At 30.3% G+C, this 14799-nt stretch carries 14 protein-coding genes; 9 read left to right on the top strand and 5 right to left on the bottom strand.

Translation table 11 applies throughout. From position 1 onward, the window contains the following. The first annotated feature begins 19 nt into the window (after window positions 1-19). The 5 genes from ccoG (at window position 20) to cmeC (ending at window position 7805) form a co-directional block, all read left to right on the top strand. Window positions 20-1396 (top strand): cytochrome c oxidase accessory protein CcoG, encoded by a 1377-nt coding sequence (ccoG, locus tag FBE93_RS00785; RefSeq protein WP_002922530.1) that lies wholly within the window; start codon window positions 20-22, stop codon window positions 1394-1396. After that, complete coding sequence (gene cmeR / locus FBE93_RS00780; RefSeq protein WP_002933995.1) at window positions 1383-2015, top strand: multidrug efflux system transcriptional regulator CmeR; 633 nt, start codon at window positions 1383-1385, stop codon at window positions 2013-2015. Before ccoG ends, cmeR begins: the two co-directional genes overlap by 14 nt. A gap of 93 nt (window positions 2016-2108) precedes the next feature. Then, on the top strand, window positions 2109-3212 hold the full coding sequence (cmeA, locus tag FBE93_RS00775) for a multidrug efflux RND transporter periplasmic adaptor subunit CmeA (RefSeq protein WP_002922538.1): 1104 nt from the start codon (window positions 2109-2111) through the stop codon (window positions 3210-3212). Continuing rightward, entirely contained in the window at window positions 3212-6334 is a 3123-nt protein-coding gene (gene cmeB, locus FBE93_RS00770; RefSeq protein ID WP_165434078.1) for a multidrug efflux RND transporter permease subunit CmeB, read from the top strand. Before cmeA ends, cmeB begins: the two co-directional genes overlap by 1 nt. Then, window positions 6327-7805 carry a multidrug efflux transporter outer membrane subunit CmeC gene (gene cmeC / locus FBE93_RS00765; RefSeq protein WP_002933998.1) on the top strand — a complete coding sequence of 493 codons (1479 nt, stop codon included), beginning with the start codon at window positions 6327-6329 and terminating at the stop codon, window positions 7803-7805. Before cmeB ends, cmeC begins: the two co-directional genes overlap by 8 nt. 22 nt (window positions 7806-7827) lie before the next feature. On the opposite strand, the gene cmeU is transcribed toward cmeC, so the two are convergent. After that, window positions 7828-8079, bottom strand: coding sequence for a CmeU family protein (gene cmeU / locus FBE93_RS00760; protein ID WP_002857293.1), 252 nt, complete (start codon window positions 8077-8079; stop codon window positions 7828-7830). Window positions 8080-8207: 128 nt separating this feature from the next. On the opposite strand from cmeU, the gene FBE93_RS00755 reads away from it, so the two are divergent. Further along, on the top strand, window positions 8208-9554 hold the full coding sequence (locus FBE93_RS00755) for a coproporphyrinogen III oxidase family protein (protein ID WP_002933999.1): 1347 nt from the start codon (window positions 8208-8210) through the stop codon (window positions 9552-9554). Here FBE93_RS00755 and hemJ read toward each other — a convergent pair. The 4 genes from hemJ to FBE93_RS00735 form a co-directional block, all read right to left on the bottom strand. Further along, window positions 9551-10003, bottom strand: a complete 453-nt coding sequence (gene hemJ, locus FBE93_RS00750) for a protoporphyrinogen oxidase HemJ (RefSeq protein ID WP_002857597.1) — start codon at window positions 10001-10003, stop codon at window positions 9551-9553. The genes FBE93_RS00755 and hemJ overlap by 4 nt on opposite strands. Then, window positions 9987-10457, bottom strand: a complete 471-nt coding sequence (gene lspA / locus FBE93_RS00745) for a signal peptidase II (RefSeq protein WP_002934000.1) — start codon at window positions 10455-10457, stop codon at window positions 9987-9989. Before lspA ends, hemJ begins: the two co-directional genes overlap by 17 nt. Next, complete coding sequence (glmM, locus tag FBE93_RS00740; RefSeq protein ID WP_002934001.1) at window positions 10450-11787, bottom strand: phosphoglucosamine mutase; 1338 nt, start codon at window positions 11785-11787, stop codon at window positions 10450-10452. The genes lspA and glmM overlap by 8 nt, the downstream gene beginning before the upstream one ends. Before the next feature lie 93 nt (window positions 11788-11880). Then, a complete protein-coding gene (locus FBE93_RS00735) occupies window positions 11881-12906 on the bottom strand; it encodes a cytochrome-c peroxidase (protein ID WP_002934002.1) in 1026 nt (341 codons plus the stop codon). Window positions 12907-13107: 201 nt separating this feature from the next. Here FBE93_RS00735 and plsY point away from each other — a divergent pair, with 201 nt between their 5' ends. The 3 genes from plsY to hsrA all read left to right on the top strand — a co-directional run bounded on the left by plsY (window position 13108) and on the right by hsrA (window position 14768). Then, a complete protein-coding gene (gene plsY / locus FBE93_RS00730; protein WP_002921511.1) occupies window positions 13108-13716 on the top strand; it encodes a glycerol-3-phosphate 1-O-acyltransferase PlsY in 609 nt (202 codons plus the stop codon). After that, window positions 13701-14018, top strand: coding sequence for a dihydroneopterin aldolase (locus FBE93_RS00725; RefSeq protein ID WP_002934003.1), 318 nt, complete (start codon window positions 13701-13703; stop codon window positions 14016-14018). Before plsY ends, FBE93_RS00725 begins: the two co-directional genes overlap by 16 nt. Before the next feature lie 78 nt (window positions 14019-14096). Next, window positions 14097-14768, top strand: coding sequence for a homeostatic response regulator transcription factor HsrA (gene hsrA / locus FBE93_RS00720; protein WP_002857553.1), 672 nt, complete (start codon window positions 14097-14099; stop codon window positions 14766-14768). The last annotated feature ends 31 nt before the right edge of the window (window positions 14769-14799 follow it).

The raw sequence follows: 14799 nt of genomic DNA, 5'->3' as shown, positions 1-14799 counted from the left end.
TTATAATTAAGGTCTAAAAATGCAAGGACACATTACAAACTATACAAAAAAACGATATTTTGTATATTTAATTGCAAGTATTATCATATTTGCCCTACCTTTCATAAGAATTAATGAGAATCATTTTTTTCTTTTAAGTTTTGATCATTCTAAATTAAACCTATTTTTTATTTCTTTTTCAACACAAGAATTTTATCTCATGCCTTTTGTTCTTATATTTCTTTTTTTATTTATTTTTTTTATTACAACTTTAGGTGGAAGAATTTGGTGTGCTTGGAGTTGTCCACAAACGATTTTTAGAGTTATATATAGAGATATCATACAAACTAAATTTCTTAAAATTCGCAAAAATATCAATAACAAACAAAAAGAATATGAGGGGCAATATTTTAAAAAATTTCTTGGAGTAATAATTTTTTATTTTATATCTTTAGTTGCTGTTAGTAATTTACTTTGGTACTTTATTCCTCCTGAAGATTTTTTCAATTATATTCAAAATCCTGGCGAGCATCTACTTTTACTTGGAATTTTATTTTGTGCTAGCTTACTTTTTACTTTGGATATTACCTACTTACAAGAAAAATTTTGTGTTTATGTCTGTCCTTATGCAAGAATACAATCTGTAATGTTCGATCATGATACAATGCAAGTGATCTACGATGAAAAACGCGGGGGCTTGATCTATGATGGACACACCAAACTTCATAAAAAACCGCCTGAGGGAGAATGCATAGGTTGTGAAGCCTGTGTTAGCATCTGTCCAACTCATATTGACATACGCAAAGGAATGCAACTTGAATGTATTAATTGTCTTGAATGTGCCGATGCTTGCTCTAAGGTACAAAGCAAATTTAATCGTCCAAGTTTGATCAATTGGACAAGTGCAAAAGCTATTGAAACGCGTTCTAAGGTTCATTATTTAAGATTTAGAACGATAGCATATTTTATAGTTCTTTTAATTGCTTTATTGGCTTTAATCATCATGGGAAGCAAAAAAGAAAGCATGCTTTTAAACATCAATCGTAGTAGCGAATTATATAATATTTCAAATATTAAAGGTGAATTAGTCATTTCAAATGCTTATACCTTTTTGTTTCAAAATACAGATTCTAAACCTCATGAATATTATTTTACAGCAAATTTAGAAGGAATAAATGATGGAATTGAAATCATAAGACCAAACAAACCTTTTAAATTAAAAGCAGGAGAACAAGTCAAAAAAATAGTTGTTATCAGGGCTACAAAAAATTTAGCAAATAATGATAAAAAAGATGTAATCTTTCCTTTACATATAAAAGCTTACGCAAAGGATAATGAAAAAATTTCGGTTTTTAGAAAAAGTATATTTGTATACCCTAAAAGCACTCTTATAAAGGATAAAAATGAACTCAAATAGAACACCATCACAAAAAGTTTTAGCCAGACAAGAAAAAATCAAAGCAGTGGCCTTAGAGCTTTTTTTAACAAAAGGATACCAAGAAACAAGTTTGAGTGATATTATTAAATTATCCGGAGGATCTTATTCTAATATTTATGATGGTTTTAAAAGTAAAGAAGGGCTATTCTTTGAAATTTTAGATGACATATGTAAAAAACACTTTCATCTTATTTATTCCAAAACACAAGAAATTGAAAATGGCACTTTAAAAGAAATTTTAACTTCTTTTGGTTTAGCTTTTATAGAAATTTTCAATCAACCAGAAGCTGTAGCTTTTGGTAAAATTATCTATTCTCAAGTTTATGACAAAGATAGACATCTTGCCAATTGGATAGAAAATAATCAACAAAATTTTTCCTATAACATACTTATGGATTTTTTCAAGCAACAAAATAATTCTTATATGAAAAAAAATGCAGAAAAACTTGCTGTTCTTTTTTGTACTATGTTAAAAGAACCTTATCATTATCTTAATGTTTTAATTAATGCTCCTTTGAAAAATAAAAAAGAACAAAAAGAACATGTTGAATTTGTTGTAAACGTTTTTCTAAATGGGATCAATGGCTCCAAAGCTTAAAAATAATTTTATTAACCAAAATTAAGATATAATTAGCCAAAAATTTTTGTAATAAATATTACAATTTTTAATTTAATTTTTCAAGGCAAAACCATGAAATTATTTCAAAAAAATACTATTTTAGCTTTAGGTGTTGTGCTTTTACTCACTGCTTGCAGCAAAGAAGAAGCACCAAAAATACAAATGCCGCCTCAACCTGTAACAACCATGAGTGCTAAATCTGAAGATTTACCACTTAGTTTTACTTACCCTGCTAAACTTGTCAGCGATTATGATGTTATTATAAAACCTCAAGTTAGTGGCGTAATAGTAAATAAACTTTTTAAAGCTGGGGATAAGGTAAAAAAAGGACAAACACTATTTGTTATAGAGCAAGATAAATTTAAAGCTAGTGTTGATTCAGCTTACGGACAAGCTTTAATGGCTAGAGCAACTTTCGAAAATGCAAGCAAGGATTTTAATCGTTCTAAAGCTCTTTTTAGTAAAAGTGCAATCTCTCAAAAGGAATACGACTCTTCTCTTGCTACATTTAACAATTCAAAAGCTAGTCTAGCAAGTGCTAGAGCACAACTTGCAAATGCAAAAATTGATCTAGATCATACCGAAATAAAAGCTCCTTTTGATGGTACTGTAGGAGATGCTTTAGTTAATATAGGAGATTATGTAAGTGCTTCAACAACTGAACTAGTTAGAATTACAAATTTAAATCCTATTTACGCAGATTTCTTTATTTCAGATACAGATAAACTAAATTTAGTCCGCAATACTCAAAGTGGAAAATGGGACTTAGACAGCATTCATGCAAATTTAAATCTTAATGGAGAAACCGTTCAAGGCAAACTTTATTTTATTGATTCGGTTATAGATGCTAATAGTGGAACAGTAAAAGCCAAAGCCGTATTTGATAACAATAACTCAACACTTTTACCAGGTGCTTTTGCAACAATTACTTCAGAAGGTTTTATACAAAAAAATGGCTTTAAAGTGCCTCAAATAGCTGTTAAACAAGATCAAAATGATGTTTATGTTCTTCTTGTTAAAAATGGAAAAGTAGAAAAATCTTCTGTACATATAAGCTACCAAAACAATGAATACGCTATTATTGACAAAGGATTGCAAAATGGCGATAAAATCATTTTAGATAACTTTAAAAAAATTCAAGTTGGTAGCGAAGTTAAAGAAATTGGAGCACAATAATGTTTTCTAAATTTTTTATCGAAAGACCTGTTTTTGCTTCAGTTGTTGCAATTATCATTTCTTTAGCTGGAGTCATAAGTCTTACAAATTTACCTATAGAACAATATCCTTCTTTAACTCCTCCTACAGTTAAAGTAAGTGCAACTTACACAGGAGCTGATGCACAAACCATTGCTTCAACAGTTGCAAGTCCTATCGAAGATGCAATCAATGGCGCGGATAATATGATTTACATGGATTCAACTTCAAGTTCTTCAGGAACTATGAGTTTGACTGTCTATTTTGATATCGGTACAGATCCTGATCAAGCCACCATAGATGTTAATAATAGAATTTCAGCCGCAACTGCAAAAATGCCAGATGCAGTTAAAAAACTTGGAGTAACAGTTAGAAAAACTTCCTCAACAACACTTGCTGCAATTTCTATGTATTCAAGCGATGGTTCAATGAGTGCAGTAGATGTATATAACTATATCACTTTAAATGTGTTAGATGAGTTAAAAAGGGTTCCAGGAGTTGGAGATGCAAATGCTATAGGAAATCGTAATTATTCTTTAAGAATTTGGCTCAAGCCTGATTTATTAAATAAATTTGGAATCACAGCTACTGATGTAATTTCTGCGGTTAATGACCAAAATGCCCAATACGCAACTGGTAAAATTGGCGAAGAACCTGTAACCCAAAAATCCCCTTATGTTTATTCAATCACTATGCAAGGAAGACTACAAAATCCTAGTGAATTTGAAAACATTATTTTAAGAACAAATGATGATGGATCATTTTTAAGACTTAAAGATGTAGCTGATGTGGAAATAGGATCACAACAATACAGCTCACAAGGACGATTAAATGGCAATGATGCAGTTCCGATTATGATCAATCTTCAATCAGGGGCAAACGCATTGCATACAGCAGAACTTGTTCAAGCTAAAATGCAAGAACTTTCAAAAAATTTCCCAAAAGGTTTAACATATAAAATTCCTTACGATACAACAAAATTTGTAATAGAATCAATCAAAGAAGTTGTTAAAACTTTTGTTGAAGCTCTAATTTTAGTTATCATTGTTATGTATATGTTCTTAAAGAATTTCCGTGCAACACTTATTCCTATGATAGCTGTACCTGTTTCATTGTTAGGAACTTTTGCTGGACTTTATGTTTTAGGTTTTAGTATTAACTTGCTTACGCTTTTTGCTTTGGTTTTAGCCATAGGGATCGTTGTAGATGATGCGATCATAGTTGTAGAAAATATCGATAGGATTTTATATGAAAATGAACAAATAAGCGTAAAAGATGCTGCTATCCAAGCGATGCAAGAAGTTAGTTCTCCGGTTATTTCAATTGTTCTTGTGCTTTGTGCTGTTTTTGTACCAGTTTCTTTTATATCAGGTTTTGTTGGAGAAATTCAAAGACAATTTGCTCTTACCTTAGCTATATCTGTAACTATATCAGGTTTTGTTGCTCTTACCTTAACACCTTCTTTATGTGCACTCTTTTTGCGACGTAATGAAGGAGAGCCATTTAAATTTGTAAAGAAATTTAATGATTTTTTTGATTGGAGCACCTCTGTATTTAGCGCAGGAGTAGCATATATTCTAAAAAGAACCATTCGTTTTGTTTTAATTTTTTGTATTATGCTTGGAGCGATTTTTTATCTTAATAAAGCTGTGCCAAATTCTTTAGTTCCTGAAGAAGATCAAGGTTTAATGATTAGTATTATCAACCTTCCTTCAGCTTCAGCACTCCATAGAACAATTTCAGAAGTTGATCACATAAGCCAAGAAGTTTTAAAAACTAATGGAGTTAAAGATGCAATGGCTATGATAGGATTTGATCTTTTTACAAGTTCACTCAAAGAAAATGCCGCTGCAATGTTTATAGGTTTGCAAGACTGGAAAGATAGAAATGTAAGTGCTGATCAAATTATAGCCGAACTTAATAAAAAATTTGCTTTTGATCGCAATGCTTCAAGTGTATTTATAGGCTTACCTCCTATACCTGGATTAAGTATCACAGGCGGTTTTGAAATGTATGTTCAAAACAAAAGCGGAAAAAGCTATGATGAAATACAAAAAGATGTAAATAAACTTGTTGCTGCAGCCAACCAAAGAAAGGAACTATCAAGAGTAAGAACAACCCTTGATACAACTTTCCCTCAATACAAGCTTATAATTGATAGAGATAAATTAAAACACTACAATCTTAACATGCAAGATGTTTTTAACACGATGAATGCAACTATAGGCACTTATTATGTTAATGATTTTTCTATGCTAGGTAAAAACTTCCAAGTAAATATCCGCGCAAAAGGTGATTTTAGAAATACACAAGATGCATTAAAAAATATTTTTGTAAGATCAAATGATGGAAAAATGATACCACTTGATTCTTTCTTAACTTTACAAAGAAGTTCAGGGCCTGATGATGTAAAACGATTCAACCTTTTCCCAGCGGCACAAGTTCAAGGTCAACCCGCACCAGGTTATACTTCAGGTCAAGCTATAGAAGCGATTGCTCAAGTAGCAAAAGAAACTTTAGGGGATGATTATTCTATAGCTTGGAGTGGATCAGCTTATCAAGAAGTTTCTAGTAAAGGAACAGCAAGTTATGCTTTTGCTTTAGGTATGATATTTGTCTTCTTAATTCTAGCTGCCCAATATGAAAGATGGCTTATACCTTTAGCAGTTGTAACAGCTGTACCTTTTGCGGTATTTGGATCATTTTTATTGGTATATTTAAGGGGATTTAGCAATGACATATATTTTCAAACAGGACTTTTGCTCTTGATTGGACTTTCAGCTAAAAATGCTATCTTAATCGTAGAATTTGCAATGGAAGAGCGCTTTAAAAAAGGCAAAGGAGTTTTTGAAGCAGCTGTTGCAGCAGCAAAACTTCGTTTTCGTCCTATCATAATGACTTCTTTGGCATTTACTTTTGGGGTCTTGCCAATGATTTTCGCAACAGGAGCAGGAAGTGCTTCAAGACACTCTTTAGGAACAGGGCTTATTGGTGGAATGATCGCAGCATCAACTTTAGCGATATTCTTTGTGCCTTTATTTTTCTATCTTTTAGAAAATTTTAATGAATGGCTAGATAAAAAAAGAGGTAAGGTTCATGAATAAAATAATTTCAATTAGTGCTATAGCAAGTTTTACTCTTTTGATTTCAGCTTGCTCTTTAAGTCCAAATTTAAATATTCCCGAAGCAAACTATAGCATTGATAATAAGCTTGGAGCCTTATCTTGGGAAAAAGAAAACAATAGCTCTATCACAAAAAATTGGTGGAAAGACTTTGATGATGAAAATTTAAATAAAGTAGTTGATTTAGCACTTAAAAATAATAATGATTTAAAACTTGCCTTCATACACATGGAACAAGCTGCTGCTCAATTAGGTATAGATTTTAGCAGTTTGTTGCCAAAATTTGATGGTAGCGCAAGCGGTAGTCGTGCAAAAACAGCTATAAATGCTCCAAGCAATCGAACCGGGGAAGTAAGTTACGGTAATGATTTTAAAATGGGGCTTAATTTAAGCTATGAAATCGATCTTTGGGGAAAATATCGCGATGCATATCGCGCCTCAAAATCAAGCTTTAAAGCAAGTGAGTATGATTATGAAGCTGCAAGACTTTCTGTTATTTCAAATACAGTTCAAACTTATTTTAATCTTGTAAATGCTTATGAAAATGAAAATGCTCTTAAAGAAGCCTATGAATCTGCAAAAGAAATTTATAGGATCAATGATGAAAAATTTCAAGTTGGCGCTGTAGGTGAATATGAACTTGCTCAAGCAAGAGCCAACTTAGAAAGTATGGCTTTGCAATATAATGAAGCAAAATTAAATAAAGAAAATTACCTTAAAGCTTTAAAAATTTTAACTTCAAATGATTTAAATGACATACTTTACAAAAATCAAAGCTATCAAGTTTTTAATCTTAAAGAATTTGACATTCCAACTGGAATTTCAAGCACCATCTTGCTTCAACGTCCAGATATTGGCTCTTCTTTAGAAAAATTAACTCAGCAAAATTATCTTGTTGGAGTAGCTCGCACGGCTTTCTTACCTAGCCTTTCTTTAACAGGATTATTGGGATTTGAAAGTGGGGATTTAGATACCTTGGTTAAAGGAGGTTCTAAGACTTGGAATATAGGTGGAAACTTTACTCTGCCTATTTTTCATTGGGGTGAAATTTACCAAAATGTAAATTTAGCTAAGCTTAATAAAGATGAAGCTTTTGTAAATTATCAAAATACTTTGATTACTGCTTTTGGAGAAATTCGCTATGCTTTAGTAGCTAGAAAAACTATACGCTTACAATACGATAACGCACAAGCAAGCGAACAATCTTATAAAAGAATCTATGAAATTGCTAAAGAACGCTATGATATAGGAGAAATGTCTTTGCAAGATTATTTAGAGGCACGTCAAAATTGGCTTAATGCTGCGGTTGCTTTTAATAATACTAAATATTCTTATGCCAATTCCATAGTAGATGTAATCAAAGCATTTGGTGGAGGATTTGAGCAAAGTGAAGATACGAGTAAAAATATAAAAGAAGAATCAAAAAATTTAGATATGTCTTTTAGAGAATAGTTCGTTCTATTCTCTAAATAAATTAAAAATCTTTGTCTAAATCTGCATCTGTAATTTCATAAGCCTTGTAAATAGCAGGCAATAATTTTCTTATAGCATAATCAAAATGATAAAATTGCTTATATACCTCTTCTGGATTTAAATTTTTAGCATTCTTAAAATCAAATACTTCAGTATTATTGATTTTGGCAATATTTTCATCAAAATAAGAGTAAAACTCTGCTCTTTGTTTAAACAAAGCATTTAAATTTTGAACAATTTTGGCTTTATCCATTTTTATATCCTTTTTAAATAATTTAAAAACTTAATCCCATTTTTTATTTAAGAAATAAAAAATTTACTCCTATTTTAGCTAAAAATTGATAAAGTTATGTCTTAAATATTTTAATATATAGGCCACTTATGAATTTATTTCAAAATTTAGCTTTAAAATACTCTCATACTATGATGGAAAAATCCCTACAAAAAGGTTTCAATGTCGAACTTTTAAAACAACCCAAAGAAAAAATTCCAAAACAAGATAAAAGCTATATGCTTTATGCTCATGTACCTTTTTGTCATACTTTTTGTCCTTATTGTAGTTTTCATAAATACTATTATGATGAAAATTTAGCCAAAGTGTATTTTCAAAATCTTAGAGAAGAAATTAAAATTATGAAAGATAAAGGTTTTGATTTTACCTCCATGTATGTGGGTGGTGGTACAACACTGATTAATGAAGAGGAATTATTAAAAACTTTAGAACTTTGTAAAAAGTTATTTAATATAAAAGAAATTTCATGTGAAAGCGATCCAAATCATATTGATCCAAACAAGCTTTCTATGTTTAAAGGTATAATTGATCGTTTAAGTTGCGGGATTCAAAGTTTTGATGATGAAACTTTAAAAAAAGTGGCAAGATATAATAAATTTGGTTCATCTAAAGAACTTCAAGAAAAAATTTCAAAAGCTTTAGGAATTTTACCTATTTTTAGTATAGATCTTATTTTCAATCTTCCAGGACAAAGTGAAAAACAACTTTTAAATGACTTAGAAATTGCTAAAAATTTAGCCCCACAACAAATCACAACCTATCCTTTAATGAAATCAAATCTCACCAAAGATAATATCGCCAAAAGTTTAGGAGTAAGTATTAAAGATAATGAATTTACTTATTATCAAATCATATGCGAATTTTTTAAAGACTATACCCAAAACAATGGTTGGAGTTTTTCTTTAGAAAAAAACAAGCTTAATGATGAATATGTCAGTTCTCATCATGAATACCTAGGAGTGGGCAGCGGGGCTTTTAGCTTTTTAGATGGGGAGCTTTTAATTAATGCATTTAATCTAAATGATTATGCTAAATTTATACAAGAAAAACAAAATGCTAATATAGCCAAAGCTTGTTTTGATAAAAAAGAAATTATCAAATATGTCTTTTTAACTGAAATTTTTTCAGGGAAAATAGAAATTGATAAATTCAACAAAACTCTAAATTGCAACCTCGAAAAAGAACTTTTCATAGAACTTTTAGGGCTTAAAACAAGTGGTGCCATCATAAAAGATCAAAATGCTTTAATCGCAACTGAATTTGGTCAATATCTTTTTGTGGTTTTAATGAAAGATTTTTACACAGGAATGGATCTTGTGCGTGCAGTATTTAGAGATGATAAGCGTCTTAAAAATAAAGATTATATCGATATCATGAAAGAAAATATTGATCCACTTAACTCCGCTAGTATGGAATTTAAAGCGGAGACAAACTAAAAGGGACGAACAACCATCATTAAAGCGATAATAATAAACATTATAGTTGGAAATTCATTATAAATTCTAAAGTATTTCCCACTTTTAGTAGAAGTATCATTTGCTAAAGCTTTTAAACAATAATAATTATGTATATGAAAAATAATCAAAAGTGTAACACAGGTAAGTTTAACATGCATAAAACCCGCACCTACCATTAAAACTTCCTTATGAGCATGCAACATTAAACTTCCTGTGATTAAAGTCACAATCATTGCAGGAGTTTGTATATAAAAATAAAGTTTTCTTTCTTGAATTTTTACAATCTCGACAAAACCTTTATTGTCTTTATGTTCAGCATGATACACAAAAAGACGAGGTAAATAAAAAAGTCCAGCCATCCAAGAAACAAATGCCAAATAATGCACCCATTTAATCCAAAAATAATAATCATTAATCCATTCTGTCATCTTTTTTCCTTTTTTTAAATATTTCTTGTATTAAAATCAAAGCCACACTTATATTTATCATGACATCTGCAACATTAAAAATAGCAAAATTAAACCATTTATGCCAAAAAAACATATCCACTACACCTCCGTATATAAAACGATCCAATAAATTTGAAACGCCAGCACCAAGCATCATTCCAAAAGCTATGCTATGAGTTTTTAAAAGTGTTTTTTGCCAAAAAAGATAAATAAAAAGCACTCCAATTAAAGCAAGATGTAAATATTTTAAATTATGTTCTAAAAAACTCAACATTGAAAAAGCTACGCCTGTATTTAGAGCATAAGTTAAATCTAAGTATTCACTCTGCCATCTAAGTCCTGCTAAAGTTAAGGATTTCACCCATTGATCAAGGACAAAAACCAAAACAAAGGCACCCCAAAAATAAAAAATAAATTTAAAAGTTTTAGCCATTTAAAGCTTTCTTAAAAAACTCCACAACATTTTTCATTTCTTTTTCTAAGAGCTTAATATCTTTGGCTTCTAGTAAAAGTCTTATCAAATTTTCAGTTCCAGAATAGCGAAATAAGGTATTGATATTTTTATTTTCTAAATCTTTTTTTAATTCTTTTAAACCTTTAATTTTATCCAAATCTTTTTTTTCTGCAATTTTAAGATTGGTTAAAAGCTGAGGATAAGGCTTAACTTGACTCAAAATAGAACTTGCAGATTTTTTCTTAGAAAGCATTAAAGCACTAAATTGCAAAGCAGCTATTAAGCCATCTCCAGTTTTTGCATAATCGCTAAAAATAATATGCCCACTTTGCTCTCCACCAAAATTTCCACCATTAGCTTTTAATTTTTCAAGCACATATTTATCGCCCACATTACAAGTATCAAGTTCTATACCATGTTTATTTAAAAATTCTTTTAAAGCACCATTACTCATTATAGTGGCTACAACACTTGATTGTAATTTACATTGTTCTTTAAGATAAAGCGCTAATACACCCAATAAACTATCTCCATTAGCCACTTCGCCTTTTTCATCTACAACCACCAAACGATCCGCATCACCATCAAAAGCAAAGCCCACATCTGCACGCAAACGCTTTACTTCAGCAGCTAAGTTTGCAGGATGCAAAGCTCCACAATTTTCATTGATATTAAGTCCATTGGGTTTATCACTCATTACTATAACTTCAGCACCTAATTCCTTAAAAACAGTAGGTGCTACCTTATAAGCTGCTCCATGAGCCACATCTAAAACTACACGCAAAGACTTTAAAGTAAGATCTTTTGGAAAAGAATTTTTAATAGAAACAATATATCTTCCTATAACATCATCAATTCTTTTTGCTTGACCAATTTTTTCCATATCCACCTTAGAGGCTTGTATAAGCTTATCATCAAAATAAATTTCTTCTATTTTTTTCTCTATATCTTCACTAAGTTTGTTTCCATGAGAATCGAAAAATTTAATACCATTATCATAATAAGGATTGTGAGAAGCTGAAATCATAATCCCTGCATCACAACGCATATCTTCAGTCAAGAATGCAATCGCAGGAGTTGGCATAGGACCAATTTGTATAACATTATATCCTATAGAAGTAAGCCCTGAAACAATAGCATTTTCTATCATATAGCCGCTTCTTCTTGTATCTTTTCCTACTAAGATATTATTAGTAATACTTTTATCTTTAAAATAAATACCCGCAGCCATTGCTAAACGCATAGCCAAAAAACTATCTAAAAATTCACCCGCTTTTCCACGAACTCCATCAGTTCCAAAAAGTCTCATTGCAAACCTTTCTAGCAAAATTTAAAGACAATTATAACAAAGCTAAGATAAAGAAATTTAAACAAGCTCTAAAAATAGAGCTTGTTTGGAGCCTTATAGTTCAGGTTTAGGAGTTTTTTCAGTAGAAATAGGAAGTTGTGGATAAACAATTGCTGGTTTTGTTCCTGTTAAAGATTTTAAGAAAGTTTCAATACTTTTTGCTTCTTTATCAGAAATTTTAATGCCAAGTTGGACACTACCCATTTCCTTAATAGCATCTTTTAGATTCCAAATAGCGCCATTATGAAAATATGGAGCAGTTTCAGCAACATTTCTTAAAGTTGGAGTTTTTACCATACCATTTGCATCACCTTTAAAATCACCTAAATTTGCAAATTTATATTTACCAGCAACTTCAAACGCTTGCATATTGCCACCTAAATTCACACCATTATGACAAGCTACACAACCCTTGTCTATAAAAAGCTTTAAGCCTTTTTGTTCTTCTTTTGTTAAAGCTTTTTCATCGCCTTCTAAAAATTTATCAAAACGAGATGGGGTGATCAAAGTTCTTTCAAAATTTGCAATTGCATCAGCAATATTGTCAAAATTTACACCGCTTTTACCATAGATTTTTTTAAACTCACTAACATATTCAGGCAATGATGAAATTTTTTCTACCGCGAGTTTAGCAGGAGTTGCCATTTCAGGATCAGATTGGATTGGACCTTTAGCTTGATCGGCTAATGTTCCTGCACGACCATCCCAAAATTGAGTATTATTTAAAACCGCATTATAAACTGTTGGTGAATTTAAATGATGGGGATTTGCTGTCCATTTATGACCTATTGCAGTACTGATTCCATCTGTTCCACCAAGTCCTACATTATGACAGGTATTACAAGAAATGATACCACTTTTTGAAAGACGTGGTTCAAAATAGAGCTTTTTGCCAAGCTCTGCTTTTTCAAGAGTAAATTCACTAGCCTTTACTCCATTTTGTTTTAAAATTTCATCAACGCCTTTTTGATCTTTTGGCAAGGCAACAAGACCTGAATTTTTAGCTTCATCTATAAGACTTACAGCGTTTAAGCTTGAAAAAGCAACTAAGGATGCGATTAGCAATGATTTTACTTTCATTGTATAAACTCCTATTAGAAGATAAATTAAAATAAAATAATAATCATTTAGAACTTAAATAAAGATAAATATTGTTAAAAAATATTTACAATTAATTAATACTATTTTTATCTTAAAAATTATTTTTTTGTTTATTTATTTTCATAAGATATAATTTTTAGTTATAAAACTTAGATTTTAAGATAATTTGAAAAGGATATTATGGAAAATTTAATAATTTACGCTTTTATATATCTTTTAGGTTCAATCCCTTTTGGACTAATCCTAGCTAAATTTTTTGCTAAAACTGATATCAAAAAAGAAGGTTCAAAAAGTATAGGAGCAACCAATGTTTTAAGAGTAGTAAAAGAAAAAAATCCCAAACTAGCAAAAAAACTTGCCATTGCTACAATAATTTTAGATTTTGCGAAAGCAGCTATTCCTTTACTAATCTTAAAATTTCTTCATTATGATCAAGCTTTGCTTTGGAGCGTCGCAGTTTTGGCTATTTTTGGACACTGTTTTTCAATTTACTTGTTATTTGAAGGAGGAAAAGGCATAGCAACAGGAGCAGGCGCTATGATAGTTTTACTTCCATTGGAAGTGCTTACAGCATTTATTGTGTGGGTAGTTATTGGAAAAATTTTTAAAATATCTTCGCTAGCTTCTTTAGCAGCGTTACTTGCTTTTGTTGTAAGTTCTTTTATATTTAATTATGACTTAGAAATTCATACACATGCACCCGTTTTCATTATCGCTTTTATTATAGTATATAAACATCTACCTAATATTAAAAGATTGATTTTTAAAGAAGAATGCAAAGTCATATAAAAATAAAATTTCACTTTAAGTGTATCATCGGTATATTAGATTTCGAAAGAAGGAAAAAACAAAAAATTATTATCAAGCTTAAAGCTAAAGCAAATGAATTTTTAAATTATGCAGAGGTAATTACCAAAATTAAAAAATGGTATAAAAAAGAAGAATTTTACACCCTTGAAGAGTCTTTAAACTTTGTAAGCTTAAATTTAAAAAAAGATTTTCCTAATTTAACCAATCTTAACATAAAAATTTTCAAACCCAATATAATAAAAAATGCTACAGTTGGGGTTAAATTGAAAAAAAAATATTAATTTTTTTTTAAAGATATCTAAACATTTACTTAAGCTATGATATAATTCTTTAAATTTTTCTTAATAAGGATAGAACAAATGAGAATTTTAGTTATAGAAGATGAGATTAGCCTAAATAAAACAATTATAGACAATCTTAATGAATTTGGTTATCAAACCGATTCTTCTGAAAATTTTAAAGATGGAGAATACTTTATCGGCATTAGACATTATGATTTAGTTTTAGCAAACTGGACTTTACCTGATGGAGATGGAGCAGAACTTGTTAATACCATTAAACATAAATCTCCAAGAACTTCAGTTATGATTATGTCTTCAAAAACAGACAAAGAAACAGAAATCAAAGCTTTGAAAGCTGGAGCTGATGATTTTGTTAAAAAACCTTTAGATTTTGATATTCTACTCGCAAGAATTGAAGCAAGACTAAGACTTGGTGGAACCAATGTTATTAAAATTGAAGACTTAGTTATTGATCCAGATGAGGAAAAAATTACTTATAAAGGTCAAGATATAGAACTTAAAGGAAAACCTTTTGAAGTTTTAACGCACTTAGCAAGACATTCGGATCAAATTGTATCCAAAGAACAACTTTTAGATGCCATCTGGGAAGAACCTGAGCTAGTAACTCCAAATGTTATCGAAGTAGCTATCAATCAAATTCGTCAAAAAATGGATAAACCATTAAATATATCTACCATAGAAACAGTTCGTCGTAGAGGATACCGTTTCTGCTTCCCTAAAAAATCTTAACAATTTTGCACCTTCGGTGCAAAAAATTTAT

The organism is Campylobacter sp. CFSAN093229 (assembly GCF_011068225.1).
Classification (GTDB): Bacteria; Campylobacterota; Campylobacteria; order Campylobacterales; family Campylobacteraceae; genus Campylobacter_D; species Campylobacter_D jejuni.
Note: the sequence above shows the minus strand (reverse complement) of the source record. Positions and strands in the feature narration are given on the sequence as shown.

Coding starts and splice junctions, on each gene's coding strand:
- ccoG (WP_002922530.1), top strand. CDS start 20: ATGCAAGGACACATTACAAACTATACAAAAAAACGATATTTTGTATAT.
- cmeR (WP_002933995.1), top strand. CDS start 1,383: ATGAACTCAAATAGAACACCATCACAAAAAGTTTTAGCCAGACAAGAA.
- cmeA (WP_002922538.1), top strand. CDS start 2,109: ATGAAATTATTTCAAAAAAATACTATTTTAGCTTTAGGTGTTGTGCTT.
- cmeB (WP_165434078.1), top strand. CDS start 3,212: ATGTTTTCTAAATTTTTTATCGAAAGACCTGTTTTTGCTTCAGTTGTT.
- cmeC (WP_002933998.1), top strand. CDS start 6,327: ATGAATAAAATAATTTCAATTAGTGCTATAGCAAGTTTTACTCTTTTG.
- cmeU (WP_002857293.1), bottom strand. CDS start 8,079: ATGGATAAAGCCAAAATTGTTCAAAATTTAAATGCTTTGTTTAAACAA.
- FBE93_RS00755 (WP_002933999.1), top strand. CDS start 8,208: ATGAATTTATTTCAAAATTTAGCTTTAAAATACTCTCATACTATGATG.
- hemJ (WP_002857597.1), bottom strand. CDS start 10,003: ATGACAGAATGGATTAATGATTATTATTTTTGGATTAAATGGGTGCAT.
- lspA (WP_002934000.1), bottom strand. CDS start 10,457: ATGGCTAAAACTTTTAAATTTATTTTTTATTTTTGGGGTGCCTTTGTT.
- glmM (WP_002934001.1), bottom strand. CDS start 11,787: ATGAGACTTTTTGGAACTGATGGAGTTCGTGGAAAAGCGGGTGAATTT.
- FBE93_RS00735 (WP_002934002.1), bottom strand. CDS start 12,906: ATGAAAGTAAAATCATTGCTAATCGCATCCTTAGTTGCTTTTTCAAGC.
- plsY (WP_002921511.1), top strand. CDS start 13,108: ATGGAAAATTTAATAATTTACGCTTTTATATATCTTTTAGGTTCAATC.
- FBE93_RS00725 (WP_002934003.1), top strand. CDS start 13,701: ATGCAAAGTCATATAAAAATAAAATTTCACTTTAAGTGTATCATCGGT.
- hsrA (WP_002857553.1), top strand. CDS start 14,097: ATGAGAATTTTAGTTATAGAAGATGAGATTAGCCTAAATAAAACAATT.